At 61.6% G+C, this 12,766-nt stretch carries 12 protein-coding genes; 7 read left to right on the top strand and 5 right to left on the bottom strand.

All coding sequences use genetic code 11. The features are described 5' to 3' along the window. The first annotated feature begins 2 nt into the window (after positions 1 to 2). From bamB to ACK3SD_RS04225, 3 genes are all read left to right on the top strand, one after another. Complete coding sequence (gene bamB, locus ACK3SD_RS04215; protein WP_481126866.1) at positions 3 to 1,184, top strand: outer membrane protein assembly factor BamB; 1,182 nt, start codon at positions 3 to 5, stop codon at positions 1,182 to 1,184. A gap of 144 nt (positions 1,185 to 1,328) precedes the next feature. Next, on the top strand, positions 1,329 to 2,819 hold the full coding sequence (gene der, locus ACK3SD_RS04220) for a ribosome biogenesis GTPase Der (protein ID WP_137762406.1): 1,491 nt from the start codon (positions 1,329 to 1,331) through the stop codon (positions 2,817 to 2,819). 54 nt (positions 2,820 to 2,873) lie between these two features. Next, positions 2,874 to 3,830: an AEC family transporter gene (locus ACK3SD_RS04225; RefSeq protein WP_481126867.1), complete on the top strand. Its 957-nt coding sequence runs from the start codon at positions 2,874 to 2,876 to the stop codon at positions 3,828 to 3,830. Positions 3,831 to 3,832: 2 nt separating this feature from the next. Here the strand turns inward: ACK3SD_RS04225 and ACK3SD_RS04230 are convergent, their stop codons facing one another. After that, on the bottom strand, positions 3,833 to 4,666 hold the full coding sequence (locus tag ACK3SD_RS04230; protein ID WP_481126868.1) for an MBL fold metallo-hydrolase: 834 nt from the start codon (positions 4,664 to 4,666) through the stop codon (positions 3,833 to 3,835). A gap of 126 nt (positions 4,667 to 4,792) precedes the next feature. Between ACK3SD_RS04230 and ACK3SD_RS04235 the strand changes: the two genes are divergently transcribed. Further along, positions 4,793 to 5,020: a zinc ribbon domain-containing protein gene (locus ACK3SD_RS04235; RefSeq protein WP_137764893.1), complete on the top strand. Its 228-nt coding sequence runs from the start codon at positions 4,793 to 4,795 to the stop codon at positions 5,018 to 5,020. Here ACK3SD_RS04235 and ACK3SD_RS04240 read toward each other — a convergent pair. The 3 genes from ACK3SD_RS04240 to xseA all read right to left on the bottom strand — a co-directional run bounded on the left by ACK3SD_RS04240 (position 5,017) and on the right by xseA (position 7,914). Then, a complete protein-coding gene (locus ACK3SD_RS04240) occupies positions 5,017 to 5,376 on the bottom strand; it encodes a protealysin inhibitor emfourin (RefSeq protein WP_481126869.1) in 360 nt (119 codons plus the stop codon). The genes ACK3SD_RS04235 and ACK3SD_RS04240 overlap by 4 nt on opposite strands. Beyond that, entirely contained in the window at positions 5,376 to 6,410 is a 1,035-nt protein-coding gene (locus ACK3SD_RS04245; protein WP_481126870.1) for a M4 family metallopeptidase, read from the bottom strand. Before ACK3SD_RS04245 ends, ACK3SD_RS04240 begins: the two co-directional genes overlap by 1 nt. Positions 6,411 to 6,537: 127 nt before the next feature. Beyond that, on the bottom strand, positions 6,538 to 7,914 hold the full coding sequence (gene xseA / locus ACK3SD_RS04250; RefSeq protein WP_481126871.1) for an exodeoxyribonuclease VII large subunit: 1,377 nt from the start codon (positions 7,912 to 7,914) through the stop codon (positions 6,538 to 6,540). A gap of 170 nt (positions 7,915 to 8,084) precedes the next feature. Between xseA and guaB the strand changes: the two genes are divergently transcribed. The 3 genes from guaB (at position 8,085) to iraP (ending at position 11,671) form a co-directional block, all read left to right on the top strand. Then, entirely contained in the window at positions 8,085 to 9,548 is a 1,464-nt protein-coding gene (guaB, locus tag ACK3SD_RS04255) for an IMP dehydrogenase (protein ID WP_481126872.1), read from the top strand. Positions 9,549 to 9,614: 66 nt separating this feature from the next. After that, positions 9,615 to 11,192, top strand: a complete 1,578-nt coding sequence (gene guaA / locus ACK3SD_RS04260) for a glutamine-hydrolyzing GMP synthase (RefSeq protein WP_481126873.1) — start codon at positions 9,615 to 9,617, stop codon at positions 11,190 to 11,192. A gap of 197 nt (positions 11,193 to 11,389) precedes the next feature. Continuing rightward, positions 11,390 to 11,671, top strand: a complete 282-nt coding sequence (gene iraP / locus ACK3SD_RS04265; protein ID WP_481126874.1) for an anti-adapter protein IraP — start codon at positions 11,390 to 11,392, stop codon at positions 11,669 to 11,671. Positions 11,672 to 12,296: 625 nt separating this feature from the next. On the opposite strand, the gene ACK3SD_RS04270 is transcribed toward iraP, so the two are convergent. After that, entirely contained in the window at positions 12,297 to 12,725 is a 429-nt protein-coding gene (locus tag ACK3SD_RS04270; protein WP_481126875.1) for a GNAT family N-acetyltransferase, read from the bottom strand. Positions 12,726 to 12,766 lie beyond the last annotated feature (41 nt).

Raw genomic sequence — 12,766 nt, forward strand, 5'->3', positions numbered from 1 at the left:
CAATGCAATTGCGGAAAACACTCTTGGTAGGATTGGTTTCAACGGCCCTACTGAGTGGGTGCTCACTGTTTAGCGGTGAAGAGGACGTGGTCACCATGTCCCCACTGCCGAAAGTGGAAAATCAATTTACGCCGACCAAGGTCTGGGACGTCTCCGTGGGCGACGGCATCGGTGAGTTTTACTCCAACCTGCGCCCGGCCTGGCAGGGCAGCAGCGTGTTCGCCGCTGACCGCGACGGTCTGGTGAAGGCGCTGGATGCCGACAGCGGCAAAGAGATCTGGAAGGTTGACCTGTCTGAGAAGACCGGCTTCTTCTCCAGTAACCGCCCGGCGCTGCTCTCCGGCGGCCTGACAGTCTCTGGCAGCCACGTCTATGTCGGCAGCGAGCGCGCCGTGGTCTATGCACTGAACAGCAGTGACGGCCAGGTTGCCTGGAAAACCCGTGTAGCGGGCGAAGCGGTCTCCCGCCCGGTGGTCAGCGATGGTCTGGTGCTGGTACACACCAGCAACGGCATGTTGCAGGGGCTGAGCGAGACGGACGGCACCGTGCAGTGGACGGTGAACCTGGATATGCCTTCCCTGAGCCTGCGTGGCGAATCTGCCCCTACCACCGCCTTCGGTGCAGCGATTGTCGGCGGCGACAATGGCCGCGTCAGCGCGGTGCTGATGAAAGAGGGCCAGTTGATCTGGCAACAGCGCATCTCCCAGCCAAGCGGTGCCACGGAGATTGACCGTCTGAATGACGTGGACACCACGCCAGTTGTGGTCGAGGGCGTGGTCTACGCACTCGGCTACAACGGCAACCTGGTGGCGCTGGATCTGCGCTCTGGCCAGATCGTCTGGCGACGTGAAGTGGGATCGGTCAGCGACTTTATCGTCGATGCCGGTCGCATCTTTATTGTCGATCAAGATGACCGCGTTGTGGCGCTCAACACCCAGGGCGGCGTCAGCCTGTGGCGGCAGAGCGATCTGCTGCACCGCAACCTGACCGCGCCGGTGTTGTATAATGGTTATCTGGTGGTCGGTGATGCCGAAGGCTATCTGCACTGGATCAATACGGATGATGGCCGTTTCGTGGCCCAGCACAAAGTAGACGGCTCCGGCCTGCTCAGCGCGCCGGTCGTGGCGAGCGATAAATTGCTGGTACAAGCGAAAAGCGGTGACGTTTACGCGTTCACCCGCTAACATTCGGTAACATACCTTGGGCCGCGTTGGCGGCTCCCCAACGGCTCCTGTTGATCAGGGGCCGTTTCGTCTTTTTGAAACGCATCGCCCGCTATACATGGGTTTTGCGTAACATGTTGATTTATAAGTAATGAGGCTGCAACAATGATACCTGTCGTCGCGCTGGTCGGGCGCCCGAATGTGGGTAAATCCACCCTGTTTAACCGTTTGACCAAAACGCGTGATGCGTTAGTGGCGGATTTCCCCGGGCTGACGCGTGACCGCAAGTATGGTCGTGCAGAAGTGGAAGGCAACGAGTTCATCATCGTCGATACCGGCGGGATTGATGGCACGGAAGATGGCGTGGAAACGCACATGGCCGGCCAGTCGCTGAAAGCGATTGAAGAGGCGGACATCGTGCTGTTCATGGTCGATGCGCGCGCGGGCCTGATGCCAGCGGATGAGGGCATCGCCAAGCACCTGCGCAGCCGCGAGAAGGCCACCTTCCTGGTCGCCAACAAGGTGGATGGCCTTGACGCTGACGCCGCCGCCGCGGACTTCTACTCCCTTGGCATGGGCGAAGTGCACGCCATCGCGGCCTCCCATGGCCGTGGCATCACCCAGCTGATTGAGCACGTACTGCTGCCGTTCGTCGATCACGAAGAGCCGGCTGAGCTGACGGAAGAGGAGGCGAACGCCGCCTACTGGGCCGAGCAGCTGGGCGAGGAGGCGGAAGCCGCCGCTGCCGCAGAAGCGGAAGAGGAGGATTTCGATCCGGAGAGCCTGCCGATCAAACTGGCCATCGTGGGCCGCCCGAACGTCGGCAAATCCACCCTGACCAACCGCATCCTCGGCGAAGAGCGCGTGGTGGTCTATGACATGCCCGGCACCACCCGTGACAGCATCTACATCCCAATGGTGCGTGACGAGCGCGAATACGTGCTGATCGACACCGCTGGCGTGCGCAAGCGCGGCAAAGTGACCGACACCGTAGAGAAGTTCTCCGTCATCAAAACCCTGCAGGCGATTGAAGACGCCAACGTGGTGCTGCTGGTGATTGACGCGCGCGAAGGCATCTCCGATCAGGATCTGTCGCTGCTCGGCTTTGTGCTTAACAGCGGTCGCTCGCTGGTGATCGTGGTCAACAAGTGGGATGGCCTGTCGCAGGAGATCCGCGACCAGGTGAAAGAGACGCTGGATCTGCGTCTGGGCTTCATTGACTTCGCCCGCATCCACTTTATCTCCGCCCTGCATGGCAGCGGCGTCGGCAACCTGTTTGAGTCGGTTAACGAAGCCTACCGCTGCGCCACCCGCCGCGTCGGCACCTCGCTGCTGACCCGCATCATGCAGATGGCCGCCGATGACCACCAGCCGCCGCTGGTGCGTGGCCGTCGCGTGAAGCTGAAATATGCCCACGCCGGTGGCTACAATCCGCCGATCGTGGTGATCCACGGCAACCAGGTGCAGGATCTGCCGGACTCCTACAAGCGTTACCTGATGAACTACTATCGCCGCTCGCTGGAGGTGATGGGGACGCCGATCCGCATCCAGTTCAAAGAGGGTGAGAACCCGTTTGCTGGCAAGCGTAACACCTTGACGCCAAACCAGATGCGCAAGCGTAAGCGCCTGATGAGCCACCTGAAAAAGAGCAAATAACCGACGCGGGATGCACCATTAAGTGCATCCCGTTTTTTTTGAGAAGGAAAAGGGATGATGTGGCAGACCTGGAGTTTTGCACTGGGCGTGACCGTGCCCAACCTGTTGTTGCTGGTGTTAGGGATTTTTTTGAAGCGCGTTAACATCATGGATGACCACTTCTGCGACAAGGCCAGCCGGGTCGTCTTCAACGTCGCGTTACCCTGCCTGCTGTTTTTCAGCGTCTCCACCCACAATAGCGAAGCTGGCCACAACCTGCCGCTGGCAGTGTATGGCGGTCTGGCGACCCTCGTCAGTTTCCTGCTGCTGGAGTTGGCGGCGCTGAAGCTGGTCAAGGATCCGCGTGAGCGCGGCATTTTTGTACAGGGTGCTTTTCGTGCCAACACCGGCATCGCCGGGCTGGCCTACGCCTCGCTGGCGTTTGGCAAAGAGGGGGTGGCGCTTGGCTCGATGTATATTGCCGTCACCGTTATCCTGTTCAATGTGCTGTCAGTGATTACCCTGAGCCGCAGCTTGCAGACCGGGGCAGGGAAGGGGCCGAGCCTCGCCTCCATCCTGCGCGGCATTGTCACCAACCCGCTGATTATCGGTTTGGTGCTGGGCCTGCTGTTCAAGCAGACCCACTGGACGATGCCGGGCGCGATTTACTCCACCGGGGAGTTTATCTCTGGCATGGCGCTGCCACTGGCGATGCTCTGTGCCGGGGCCAGCCTTGACTGGCGCGCGATGTTCCGTAGCTCCAATGTCGCTGCCTCCTCCTCCATCGCACGGGTACTGGTGGTGCCGGGGCTGATGACCCTTGGCGCGGCACTGTTCGGCTTTACCGGCGCGGCGCTGGGTGTGATTTTCCTCTTCTCCTGCACTCCCACCGCCGCTGGCAGTTATGTGATGACGCGGGCGATGGGCGGTAACGCCACGCTGGCGGCGAACATCATCGCCCTCACCACCCTTGGCTCCTTCTTCACCACCGCGCTGGGGCTGGCGCTGCTGCGCAGCCTCAATCTGGTGTAACCTCAGGGCGCCCGCTGGGCCAGACGCTCAAACTCCTTGGCGTCATGGCTACAGAACATCTGTACACCGGCCTGCGGGTCGCAGGAGATCGCCCGCAGCCGCTGCTGGTTGTGGCGGCGCGCGGTGCGATCCTGCTCCATCATCCACTGGTAGAAGCGCAGGCCGGGCGTGCAGTGGCGCTCCGGCTGGCCCACCTCATCCCGGTAGAAGTAGGCGTCACCAGCGTGCAGCAACCAGCCGTCGCCCTGACGGATCGCCACCCCGGCGTGGCCGGTGGTGTGGCCCGCCAGCGGGATCAGCAGCACCTCCGGCGGCAGGCCGGTTAGGCCGCGTACCGCGTCAAAGCCGTTCCATCCCTCGCCACCCGGCTGGTAGAAGTGCCACTGGCGCACCTGCTCCCACTGGCTGTCGCGGTAGCGCGCGTGGCGTAGCCAGTTGCGGCGGTTGCGGGCGGCGTCTGCTTCCTGTTGCAGCACGTGCACCTGGGCGTGCGGGAAGTCGCTCAGCCCGCCAGCGTGGTCAAAATCGAGATGGGTCAGCACGATGTGGCGCACGTCCTGGGGTGAGAAGCCGCGCTGCGTGATTTGCGCCAGCGCGGTGTCCTGTTGGCGGTAGCGGATGTTGTTCAGCATACGGAAGAAGGGGGAGAGGCGCTGCCGTGGGTAGGCCATATCGGTGCTGCCAAAGCCGGTATCCACCAGCACTAGCCCATGCTGCGCCGTCTCCAGCAGCAGGCAGTGGCAGGTGAGTTGCGCGGTCAGCCCCTTGCTGAATCCGTCAAAAAAGGCGCCGCCCAGCGGGCACATGCAGCCGCAGTTGAGGTGATGGATATGCATAGCGCTCCTTATCATGGGGGTAAGTGGTTAAGTGTATGCCAAGCCGGGAAAGTTGCCCGCCGCCGCAGAGGCGCTACACTGGAGGGTGCCGGCGTCTGCCGGCGGGAGAGCCAAAAGGAGAGCATGATGATGGCAACCTGTCCTGTCTGCGCACAGGCGATGAGCGAGCAAAACGGCCACTACCTCTGCCCGAAGGGGCACGGTGAGTTTCGTCAGGAGGCGGCCTGCCCGGAGTGCGGCCTGCCGCTGGAGGTGTTGAAGGCCTGTGGCGCGGTGGACTACTTCTGTCCCAACGGCCACGGCCTGATCTCTAAAATGCGGGTAAAGTTCTGCTATATCAAAGAGAAAGGCTAGCGCGACGGCTCATCCGGCACGCCGTCGCCATCCAGATCGCCTGACTTCCACAGCTGGATCAGCTCCTGCGGCGTGCGCGTCTCCGGGATCTCCAGCACCCAGTTCTGATAGCTGGCCGAGGTGAAGTGGATCTCCAGCCGGAAGTAGCGCTGGTCGCCACTGCCGGCGCGGCCGGGTTGCTGCTCCGCATAGGGCAGCAGTTGGTTGATCAGCTGGCACAAGCGCGCGCGCGTCTCGTCACTCACCTCTGACAGGCAGATGCGGCGCGGCCCGCTCAGTTTGGGGATGAAGGCGAAGCCCCCCTCCCGCACCAAAATAATCACCGCGTCTGGCCGCAGCTCTGAAAGCTGTTTCATCACAGCACCCCCACTTGCTCCCATGCCGCCTGTACCGCCTGGGCGGTGGCATCATCAAAACGCTGCCCGGCATGGCGTACGGTAAATTGGGCGAAGGTGGCGAAGTCAGCATCCTGCGGCAGGGTTTTGTCGCACACCGTGTCATACCAGGCATAGCCAGCGCGCTCCCAGGCGAAGCCGCCGAGGGCGGTAGCCGCCAGGTAGAAGGCGCGGTTCGGGATGCCGGAGTTGAGGTGGACGCCACCGTTGTCATCACGTGTCTGGATATAGTCCCTCATGTGCGCGGGCTGCGGATCCTTGCCGAGCAGCGGATCGTCATAGGCGGTGCCCGGCTCTGACATCGATCGCAGCCCCTTGCCATTGATCCCCTTCGCCAGCAGCCCCTCGCCGATGATCCAGTCCGCCTGTTCCGCGGTCTGCTGGCGCTGGAACTGCTTCACCAGCGAGCCGAACACATCGGAGAGCGACTCATTTAGCGCGCCCGCCTGCTGGAAGTAGATCAACCCCGCCTCACTCTCGGTGACGCCGTGCGCCAGCTCGTGGCCGACCACGTCGATGGCGATGGTGAAGCGGTTGAAGATCTCCCCGTCGCCGTCGCCAAACACCATCTGCGCGCCGTTCCAGAAGGCGTTCTGGTAATTCTTGTCATAGTGGACGGTGCCGGCCAGCACCAGCCCCTTGCCATCCAGCGAGTTGCGCCGATACGCCTGCCAGAAGAAGTCATAGGTCACGCCAAGGTAGTCATAGGCCTCTGTCACGGCGATATCGTCGGTGGCGGGCTGCCCCTCGCTGCGCACCAGTTGCCCCGGCAGGTCGGTATCATTTTGCGCGTCATAGAGCGTGCGCTGTACCTCGCCGGGTGTGGCGACATCTGCCACTTCCTGACGAGGGAATGGCTCTGCCATCAGGGTGCGGACATGGGTCAGGGTCTGCTGGGCGCGGGTGCGCTGCGGCTCGGTGCCGTGCTCGACAATGCGTCGCAGGATGTAGGGGGGAATTACGCTGTATCGTACGGTGGAATGACCGTCGCTCATGCCAATCTCCTTGTCAAAGATGCCTGGACAGGCGGAGTACTGCGGGGCGGCCAGTGATAACCGCCTGATTAACAGTATAGTCCTTGCACAAGGGGCGGCGAGGATTTACCCAATCCTGACACGAGGGTCAGGATTTTGGCGTGCGTTTGCGGGCGGGCTTGAGGGGCGTGACCTGGGTGATTTCACTCTCCACCCAGCCATCGGCCAGCCGCGTGGTGAGCCGTTCGCCCGGCGTGGCCTGCGCCACCTGCTTCAGCACCTCGCCGCTGGGGGCGGTGGTAACGCTGTAGCCGCGCGCCAGCGTCGCCAGCGGGCTGACCGCCTCCAGCTGGGTACAGGCGGTGGCGAAGCGCTGGCGCTGCTCGGCCAGTTGCTGCGCCAGTGCCTGATTCAGCCGGTAGCGCAGCGCCTGCACCCGCTGCTGGGTGCGGTGGATGCGGGTCTGCGGCGGGTGCTGCATCAGCCGCTGTTGCAGGCGATCCGCCCGGCGCAGCAGTTGGCGCAGATGCTGCTGCATCGCCTCGTCTAGCCGGCGGCGCAGGCGGAACAGCGCGGTCTGCTGGCGCGACAGCCGCAGTTGCGGGTGCTGCTGTTGCAGGCGATGGTGCAGGCGGGTGAAGCGGCGCGACTGCTGGGCGAGGAAGTAGTCCATCGCCATCTCCAGCCGCTGCTGCTGGGACTGGATCTGGCGCAGCAGCTCCAGCTGGTTGCGGCTGATCAGCTCGGCGGCGGCGGAGGGGGTCGGCGCACGCAGGTCAGCAACAAAATCGGCGATGGTGACGTCCGTCTCGTGGCCGACGGCGCTCACCACCGGGATGCGGCTGGCAAAAATGGCGCGCGCCACCCGCTCATCGTTGAAGCTCCAGAGATCCTCCAGCGAGCCGCCGCCGCGCCCGACAATCAGCACGTCACACTCGTTGCGGCGGTTGGCCGTCTCGATGGCGCGCACGATCATCGCTGGCGCGTCGGCACCCTGCACCAGCGTCGGGTAGATGATGACCGGCAGCGACGGATCGCGCCGTTTCAGCACCTGCAACACATCGTGCAGCGCCGCGCCGCTGGCGGAGGTGATCACCCCGACGCAGCGCGCCGGTGAGGGCAGGGGCTGCTTGAACTGGGCGTCGAACAGCCCCTCGTCCGCCAGCGCCTGTTTCAGCTGCTCATAGCGCTGTTGCAACAGCCCCTCGCCAGCGGGCTGCATACTCTCGGCAATCAGCTGGTAGTCGCCACGCGGCTCGTAGAGGGTGATGGTGGCGCGCATCAGCACCTGTTGGCCGTTCTGCGGGCGGAAGGTGGTGCGGCGGTTGGCATTGCGAAACATGGCGCAGCGCACCTGGGCACGGTCATCCTTCAGCGTGAAGTACCAGTGGCCGGAAGCGGGCTGTGACAGGTTGGAGATTTCGCCGGAGAGCCAGATCTGACCCATCTCTCCCTCCAGCAGTTGTCGCACCGTCTGGTTGAGGCGGCTAACCGTGAAAATTCCTGATGAAGTAGAGTTCGGCATGTGATCTTGATCAAGTTTTATAACAGACACTTAATTGGTCGATACTACATGGCTGAAGGGGGTAATCAAGGTTTTTCCGAAAAAAGTACTGGAGGCAATCGATTACGCTCTGTATAATGCCGCGGCAATATTTTATCCCTTTCGCAGCCCACCCTGGTGAGATATTGCCCATGCTACGTATCGTAAAAGAAGCCCTGACGTTTGATGACGTTCTGCTCGTTCCCGCTCACTCCACCGTTCTGCCGAACACGGCCGATCTCAGCACCCAACTGACGGCGAAAATCCGCCTGAACATCCCCATGCTCTCTGCCGCCATGGACACCGTGACCGAGTCCGGTCTGGCCATCGCCCTTGCGCAGGAAGGCGGTCTGGGGTTCATCCACAAGAACATGCCGATCGAGCGCCAGGCTGAAGAAGTCCGCCGGGTGAAGAAGCACGAGAGCGGCGTGGTTGCTGACCCGCAGACCGTGACCCCGTCCACCACCCTGCGTCAGGTGAAAGAGCTGACTGCGCGCAACGGTTTCGCTGGCTACCCGGTAGTGACCGAAGAGAACGAGCTGGTGGGCATCATCACTGGCCGTGACGTGCGCTTCGTGACCGACCTCGACCAGCCGGTGACCGCCGTGATGACGCCGAAAGCGCGTCTGGTGACGGTGCAAGAGGGCGAGGCCCGCGACGTGGTACTGCAAAAGATGCACGAGAAGCGCGTTGAGAAAGCGCTGGTGGTGGATGACAGCTTCCACCTGCTCGGCATGATCACCGTAAAAGATTTCCAGAAAGCGGAGCGCAAGCCCAACGCCTGTAAAGACGAGCATGGGCGTCTGCGCGTGGGTGCCGCCGTGGGCGCAGGCCCGGGCAACGAAGCGCGCGTTGACGCGCTGGTCGCCGCAGGCGTTGACGTGCTGCTGATTGACTCCTCCCACGGCCACTCCGAAGGCGTGCTGCAACGCATCCGCGACACCCGCGCCAAATACCCTGACCTGCAGATCGTGGGCGGCAACGTCGCCACCGCCGCGGGCGCGAAAGCGCTGGTGGAAGCGGGCGTCAGCGCCGTGAAAGTGGGCATCGGCCCCGGCTCCATCTGTACCACCCGCATCGTGACCGGCGTGGGCGTGCCGCAGATCACCGCCATCGCGGACGCAGTGGAAGCGCTGGAAGGCACCGGCATCCCGGTGATTGCCGACGGCGGCATCCGCTTCTCCGGTGACATCGCAAAAGCACTGGCCGCGGGCGCCTCCTGCGTGATGGTCGGCTCGATGCTGGCCGGCACCGAAGAGTCCCCTGGCGAGATCGAACTCTATCAGGGCCGCTCCTTCAAATCCTACCGCGGCATGGGCTCGCTGGGCGCGATGTCCAAAGGCTCCTCCGACCGCTACTTCCAGACCGACAACGCCGCTGACAAGCTGGTGCCAGAAGGGATCGAAGGCCGCGTGGCCTACAAAGGGATGCTGAAGGCGATTGTCCACCAGCAGATGGGCGGCCTGCGCTCCTGCATGGGCCTGACCGGTTGCCCGACCATTGAGGCGCTGCGCACCAAGGCCGAGTTTGTCCGCATCAGCGGCGCCGGCATCCAGGAGAGCCACGTGCACGATGTGACCATCACCAAAGAGTCACCGAACTACCGCATGGGCTGATGATCACGGCGGCGGCCTGGGGCCACCGCCTGCTATTTTCTTTTTCTTGTTTGGAATTCGTCTCACATGTCAAAAAATATCCATAAGCATCGTATCCTGATCCTGGATTTTGGTTCTCAGTACACCCAGTTGGTTGCGCGCCGCGTCCGTGAGATCGGCGTCTATTGTGAACTGTGGGCATGGGACGTCACTGAAGCGCAGATCCGCGACTTCAACCCAAGCGGCATCATCCTCTCCGGCAGCCCGGAGAGCACCACGGCAGAGAACAGCCCGCGCGCGCCAGAGTACGTTTTCAACGCTGGCGTGCCGGTGTTCGGCGTCTGCTATGGCATGCAGACCATGGCGATGCAACTCGGCGGCCACGTAGAAGGCTCCAACGAGCGCGAGTTCGGCTACGCGCAGGTGGAGATTCAGGCACAGAGCGAGTTGATCCGTGACATCCAGGACTCCCTCAGCCCGACCGGCCAGCCGCTGCTGGACGTCTGGATGAGCCACGGCGACAAAGTCACCGCCATCCCGTCTGACTTCGTTACCGTTGCCAGCACCGACACCTGCCCGTTTGCCATCATGGCGAACGAGGAGAAGCGTTTCTACGGCGTACAGTTCCACCCGGAAGTGACCCACACCCGTCAGGGCCAGCGTATGCTGGAGCGTTTCGTGCTGGACATCTGCGGCTGTGAGGCCCTCTGGACGCCAGCCTCGATCATCGAGGATACGGTGGAACGCCTGAAGCAGCAGATCGGCGACGATCAGGTGATTCTGGGCCTCTCCGGCGGCGTGGACTCCTCCGTGACCGCGCTGCTGCTGCACCGCGCCATCGGCGACCGCCTGACCTGCGTCTTCGTTGACAACGGCCTGCTGCGCCTGAACGAAGCGGATCAGGTGCTGGAGATGTTCGGCGACCACTTCGGCCTGAACATCGTGCACGTACCGGCCGAAGATCGCTTCCTGTCGGCGCTGGCAGGCATTAACGACCCAGAAGCCAAGCGCAAGACCATCGGCCGCGTGTTCGTTGAGGTGTTCGACGAAGAGGCGAGCAAGCACGAAGAGTTCAAGTGGCTGGCGCAGGGCACCATCTACCCGGATGTGATTGAGTCTGCCGCCTCTGCCACTGGCAAGGCGCACGTCATCAAGTCGCACCACAACGTTGGCGGCCTGCCGAAAGAGATGAAGCTGGGTCTGGTCGAGCCGCTGAAAGAGCTGTTCAAGGACGAAGTGCGCAAGATCGGCCTGGAGCTGGGCCTGCCGTACGACATGCTCTACCGCCACCCGTTCCCAGGCCCAGGCCTCGGCGTGCGCGTGCTGGGTGAAGTGAAGAAGGAGTACTGCGACCTGCTGCGCCGCGCGGACGCCATCTTCATCGAAGAGCTGCACAAAGCCGACCTCTACAACAAGGTCAGCCAGGCCTTCACGGTGTTCCTGCCGGTGCGCTCCGTCGGCGTAATGGGCGATGGCCGCAAATATGACTGGGTTGTCTCCCTGCGTGCGGTCGAGACCATCGACTTCATGACCGCGCACTGGGCGCACCTGCCGTACGACTTCCTCGGCCGCGTCTCCAACCGCATCATCAACGAAGTCAACGGCATCTCCCGCGTGGTCTACGACATCTCCGGCAAACCACCGGCAACGATTGAGTGGGAATAACCCCCGCCTGACCACCCCTCCAAAACCCCTGCCCAGGCAGGGGTTTTTTATGCCCACTGCTCACAACTTCTCACGCCTCTCATCTGACCCCTCACCAAACACATCAAATCTCAAACTATGTCTCATGGATGGACAGAACGCGCCCGGCCGGGCGGGGAGGGTGCTAGGGTCAATTAATAAGCCATTGTGAGGTGACGATGAAAAATCTGGTTGCAGATGTCCTGATCAAAATGTCAAAAATCGAGGTGGAAACCAAAGATTTGACGGCGCAGGTCGAGGCACAATCGCTGGTGTTGGCTGCCTTGATCCTGACAGTGGACCGGGTGCTGGCGGAAAATGTCTCGCAAACAATTAACCAAGCAATTGTTTCGGCAGAGACGGACTTTGAGCAGATCGTGTCATCGGATGTCGTTTTGTTGCGCTCTCACTTAAACCGCTTGCTCACTTTGCCCAAATTGGTGAAAGCAAAATCCGAATAATCTGAAGTCGGTAGGATAACCGGCTGAATCGCCTAAAAATCAGGCACGGCGGGGGTTGCAGCCCGGTTTAGGGGTTTCACATCATCTGTAATCGCTGCTAGGCTTGTTAGTATTTGCTAACAAAATGTGGAGGGAATGTGAACGAAAATTCAAATGATGAAGACAGCAATGAAGTCTGTCCTGAGTGTCTGGCAAGTGGCGAGGATTATCAAACCCAGGTAAAAAGCATTAAGGATAGCCAGAGTGGCAACACCATCATTAAGGTTCAGTACTGTGTGCACTGTGGCAATATCATTAGCATCTCCAGCGAAGAGTCACACCCCGTACAGCGGGCGCCGGAGCCGATAATACGTCATATATCAGGTTGAGGATTGGATAGTTTTATTAACCCTAAAAAAGATAACGTATACCAGGAAAGCGTTTTATTACATAGGACAGGCCATCGCCTGACACTATGCCAGACACCGCAAGGGACCCTGCTTAAGGGGGAGTTTTTAGGCACCAGCCGTGACCGGCCAGTCGCTCCCCAGAGGATTATTCAGCAACCCACGATGCGGCAGGTTTTTCGAGTCAGGCCATCCTCCCGGAAAACCTGCCGTATCACGTCCTGACCCCGCTTGCGCTTTTAGCGCGTCACAGGGTAGTGCAGCAGAAAATACTCCCCATTCGGTGCCGTACCACGGCTCACCTTATGCCAGCCATGCCGACAATAGAACGCCAACGCGTCAGTGTTGCGCACCAGACACTTCAGCGCGCCCGTACTGGTAAAAGTCTCCTGCGCCGCCTGGAGCAGCGCCAGCCCGGCTCCTTGCCCCTGTGCCTCTGGGGCGACGAACAAGTTATGCAGGAAGTTCTCGGCCTCAAACAGTGAGGCAAACCCCACCGGACGCCCCTCGTGCTCCGCCACCAGCACGGTCTCGCCCAGCACCGCCCGGTCAAAATCCTCCAGTCGCCAGTCGCGGCTCTCCAGCCAGGGCCAGGCCTGCTTGCGGGCCGCGAGATAGAGGGTGCGTAGGAAGGGGCGGTCTGCCTCCTGATAGGGGCGAATGATCATCAAAACTCCTTGTATAGCGTGAACCAAAGCCTTGGGGCTAT

Source organism: Chimaeribacter sp. YP20170169, from assembly GCF_056739715.1.

What these genes read in the sequence shown, in the direction of transcription:
- guaA (WP_481126873.1), top strand. Translation starts at nt 9,615, where the DNA reads ATGTCAAAAAATATCCATAAGCATCGTATCCTGATCCTGGATTTTGGT.
- guaB (WP_481126872.1), top strand. Translation starts at nt 8,085, where the DNA reads ATGCTACGTATCGTAAAAGAAGCCCTGACGTTTGATGACGTTCTGCTC.
- ACK3SD_RS04230 (WP_481126868.1), bottom strand. Translation starts at nt 4,666, where the DNA reads ATGCATATCCATCACCTCAACTGCGGCTGCATGTGCCCGCTGGGCGGC.
- bamB (WP_481126866.1), top strand. Translation starts at nt 3, where the DNA reads ATGCAATTGCGGAAAACACTCTTGGTAGGATTGGTTTCAACGGCCCTA.
- iraP (WP_481126874.1), top strand. Translation starts at nt 11,390, where the DNA reads ATGAAAAATCTGGTTGCAGATGTCCTGATCAAAATGTCAAAAATCGAG.
- xseA (WP_481126871.1), bottom strand. Translation starts at nt 7,914, where the DNA reads ATGCCGAACTCTACTTCATCAGGAATTTTCACGGTTAGCCGCCTCAAC.
- ACK3SD_RS04245 (WP_481126870.1), bottom strand. Translation starts at nt 6,410, where the DNA reads ATGAGCGACGGTCATTCCACCGTACGATACAGCGTAATTCCCCCCTAC.
- der (WP_137762406.1), top strand. Translation starts at nt 1,329, where the DNA reads ATGATACCTGTCGTCGCGCTGGTCGGGCGCCCGAATGTGGGTAAATCC.
- ACK3SD_RS04235 (WP_137764893.1), top strand. Translation starts at nt 4,793, where the DNA reads ATGATGGCAACCTGTCCTGTCTGCGCACAGGCGATGAGCGAGCAAAAC.
- ACK3SD_RS04270 (WP_481126875.1), bottom strand. Translation starts at nt 12,725, where the DNA reads ATGATCATTCGCCCCTATCAGGAGGCAGACCGCCCCTTCCTACGCACC.
- ACK3SD_RS04240 (WP_481126869.1), bottom strand. Translation starts at nt 5,376, where the DNA reads ATGAAACAGCTTTCAGAGCTGCGGCCAGACGCGGTGATTATTTTGGTG.
- ACK3SD_RS04225 (WP_481126867.1), top strand. Translation starts at nt 2,874, where the DNA reads ATGATGTGGCAGACCTGGAGTTTTGCACTGGGCGTGACCGTGCCCAAC.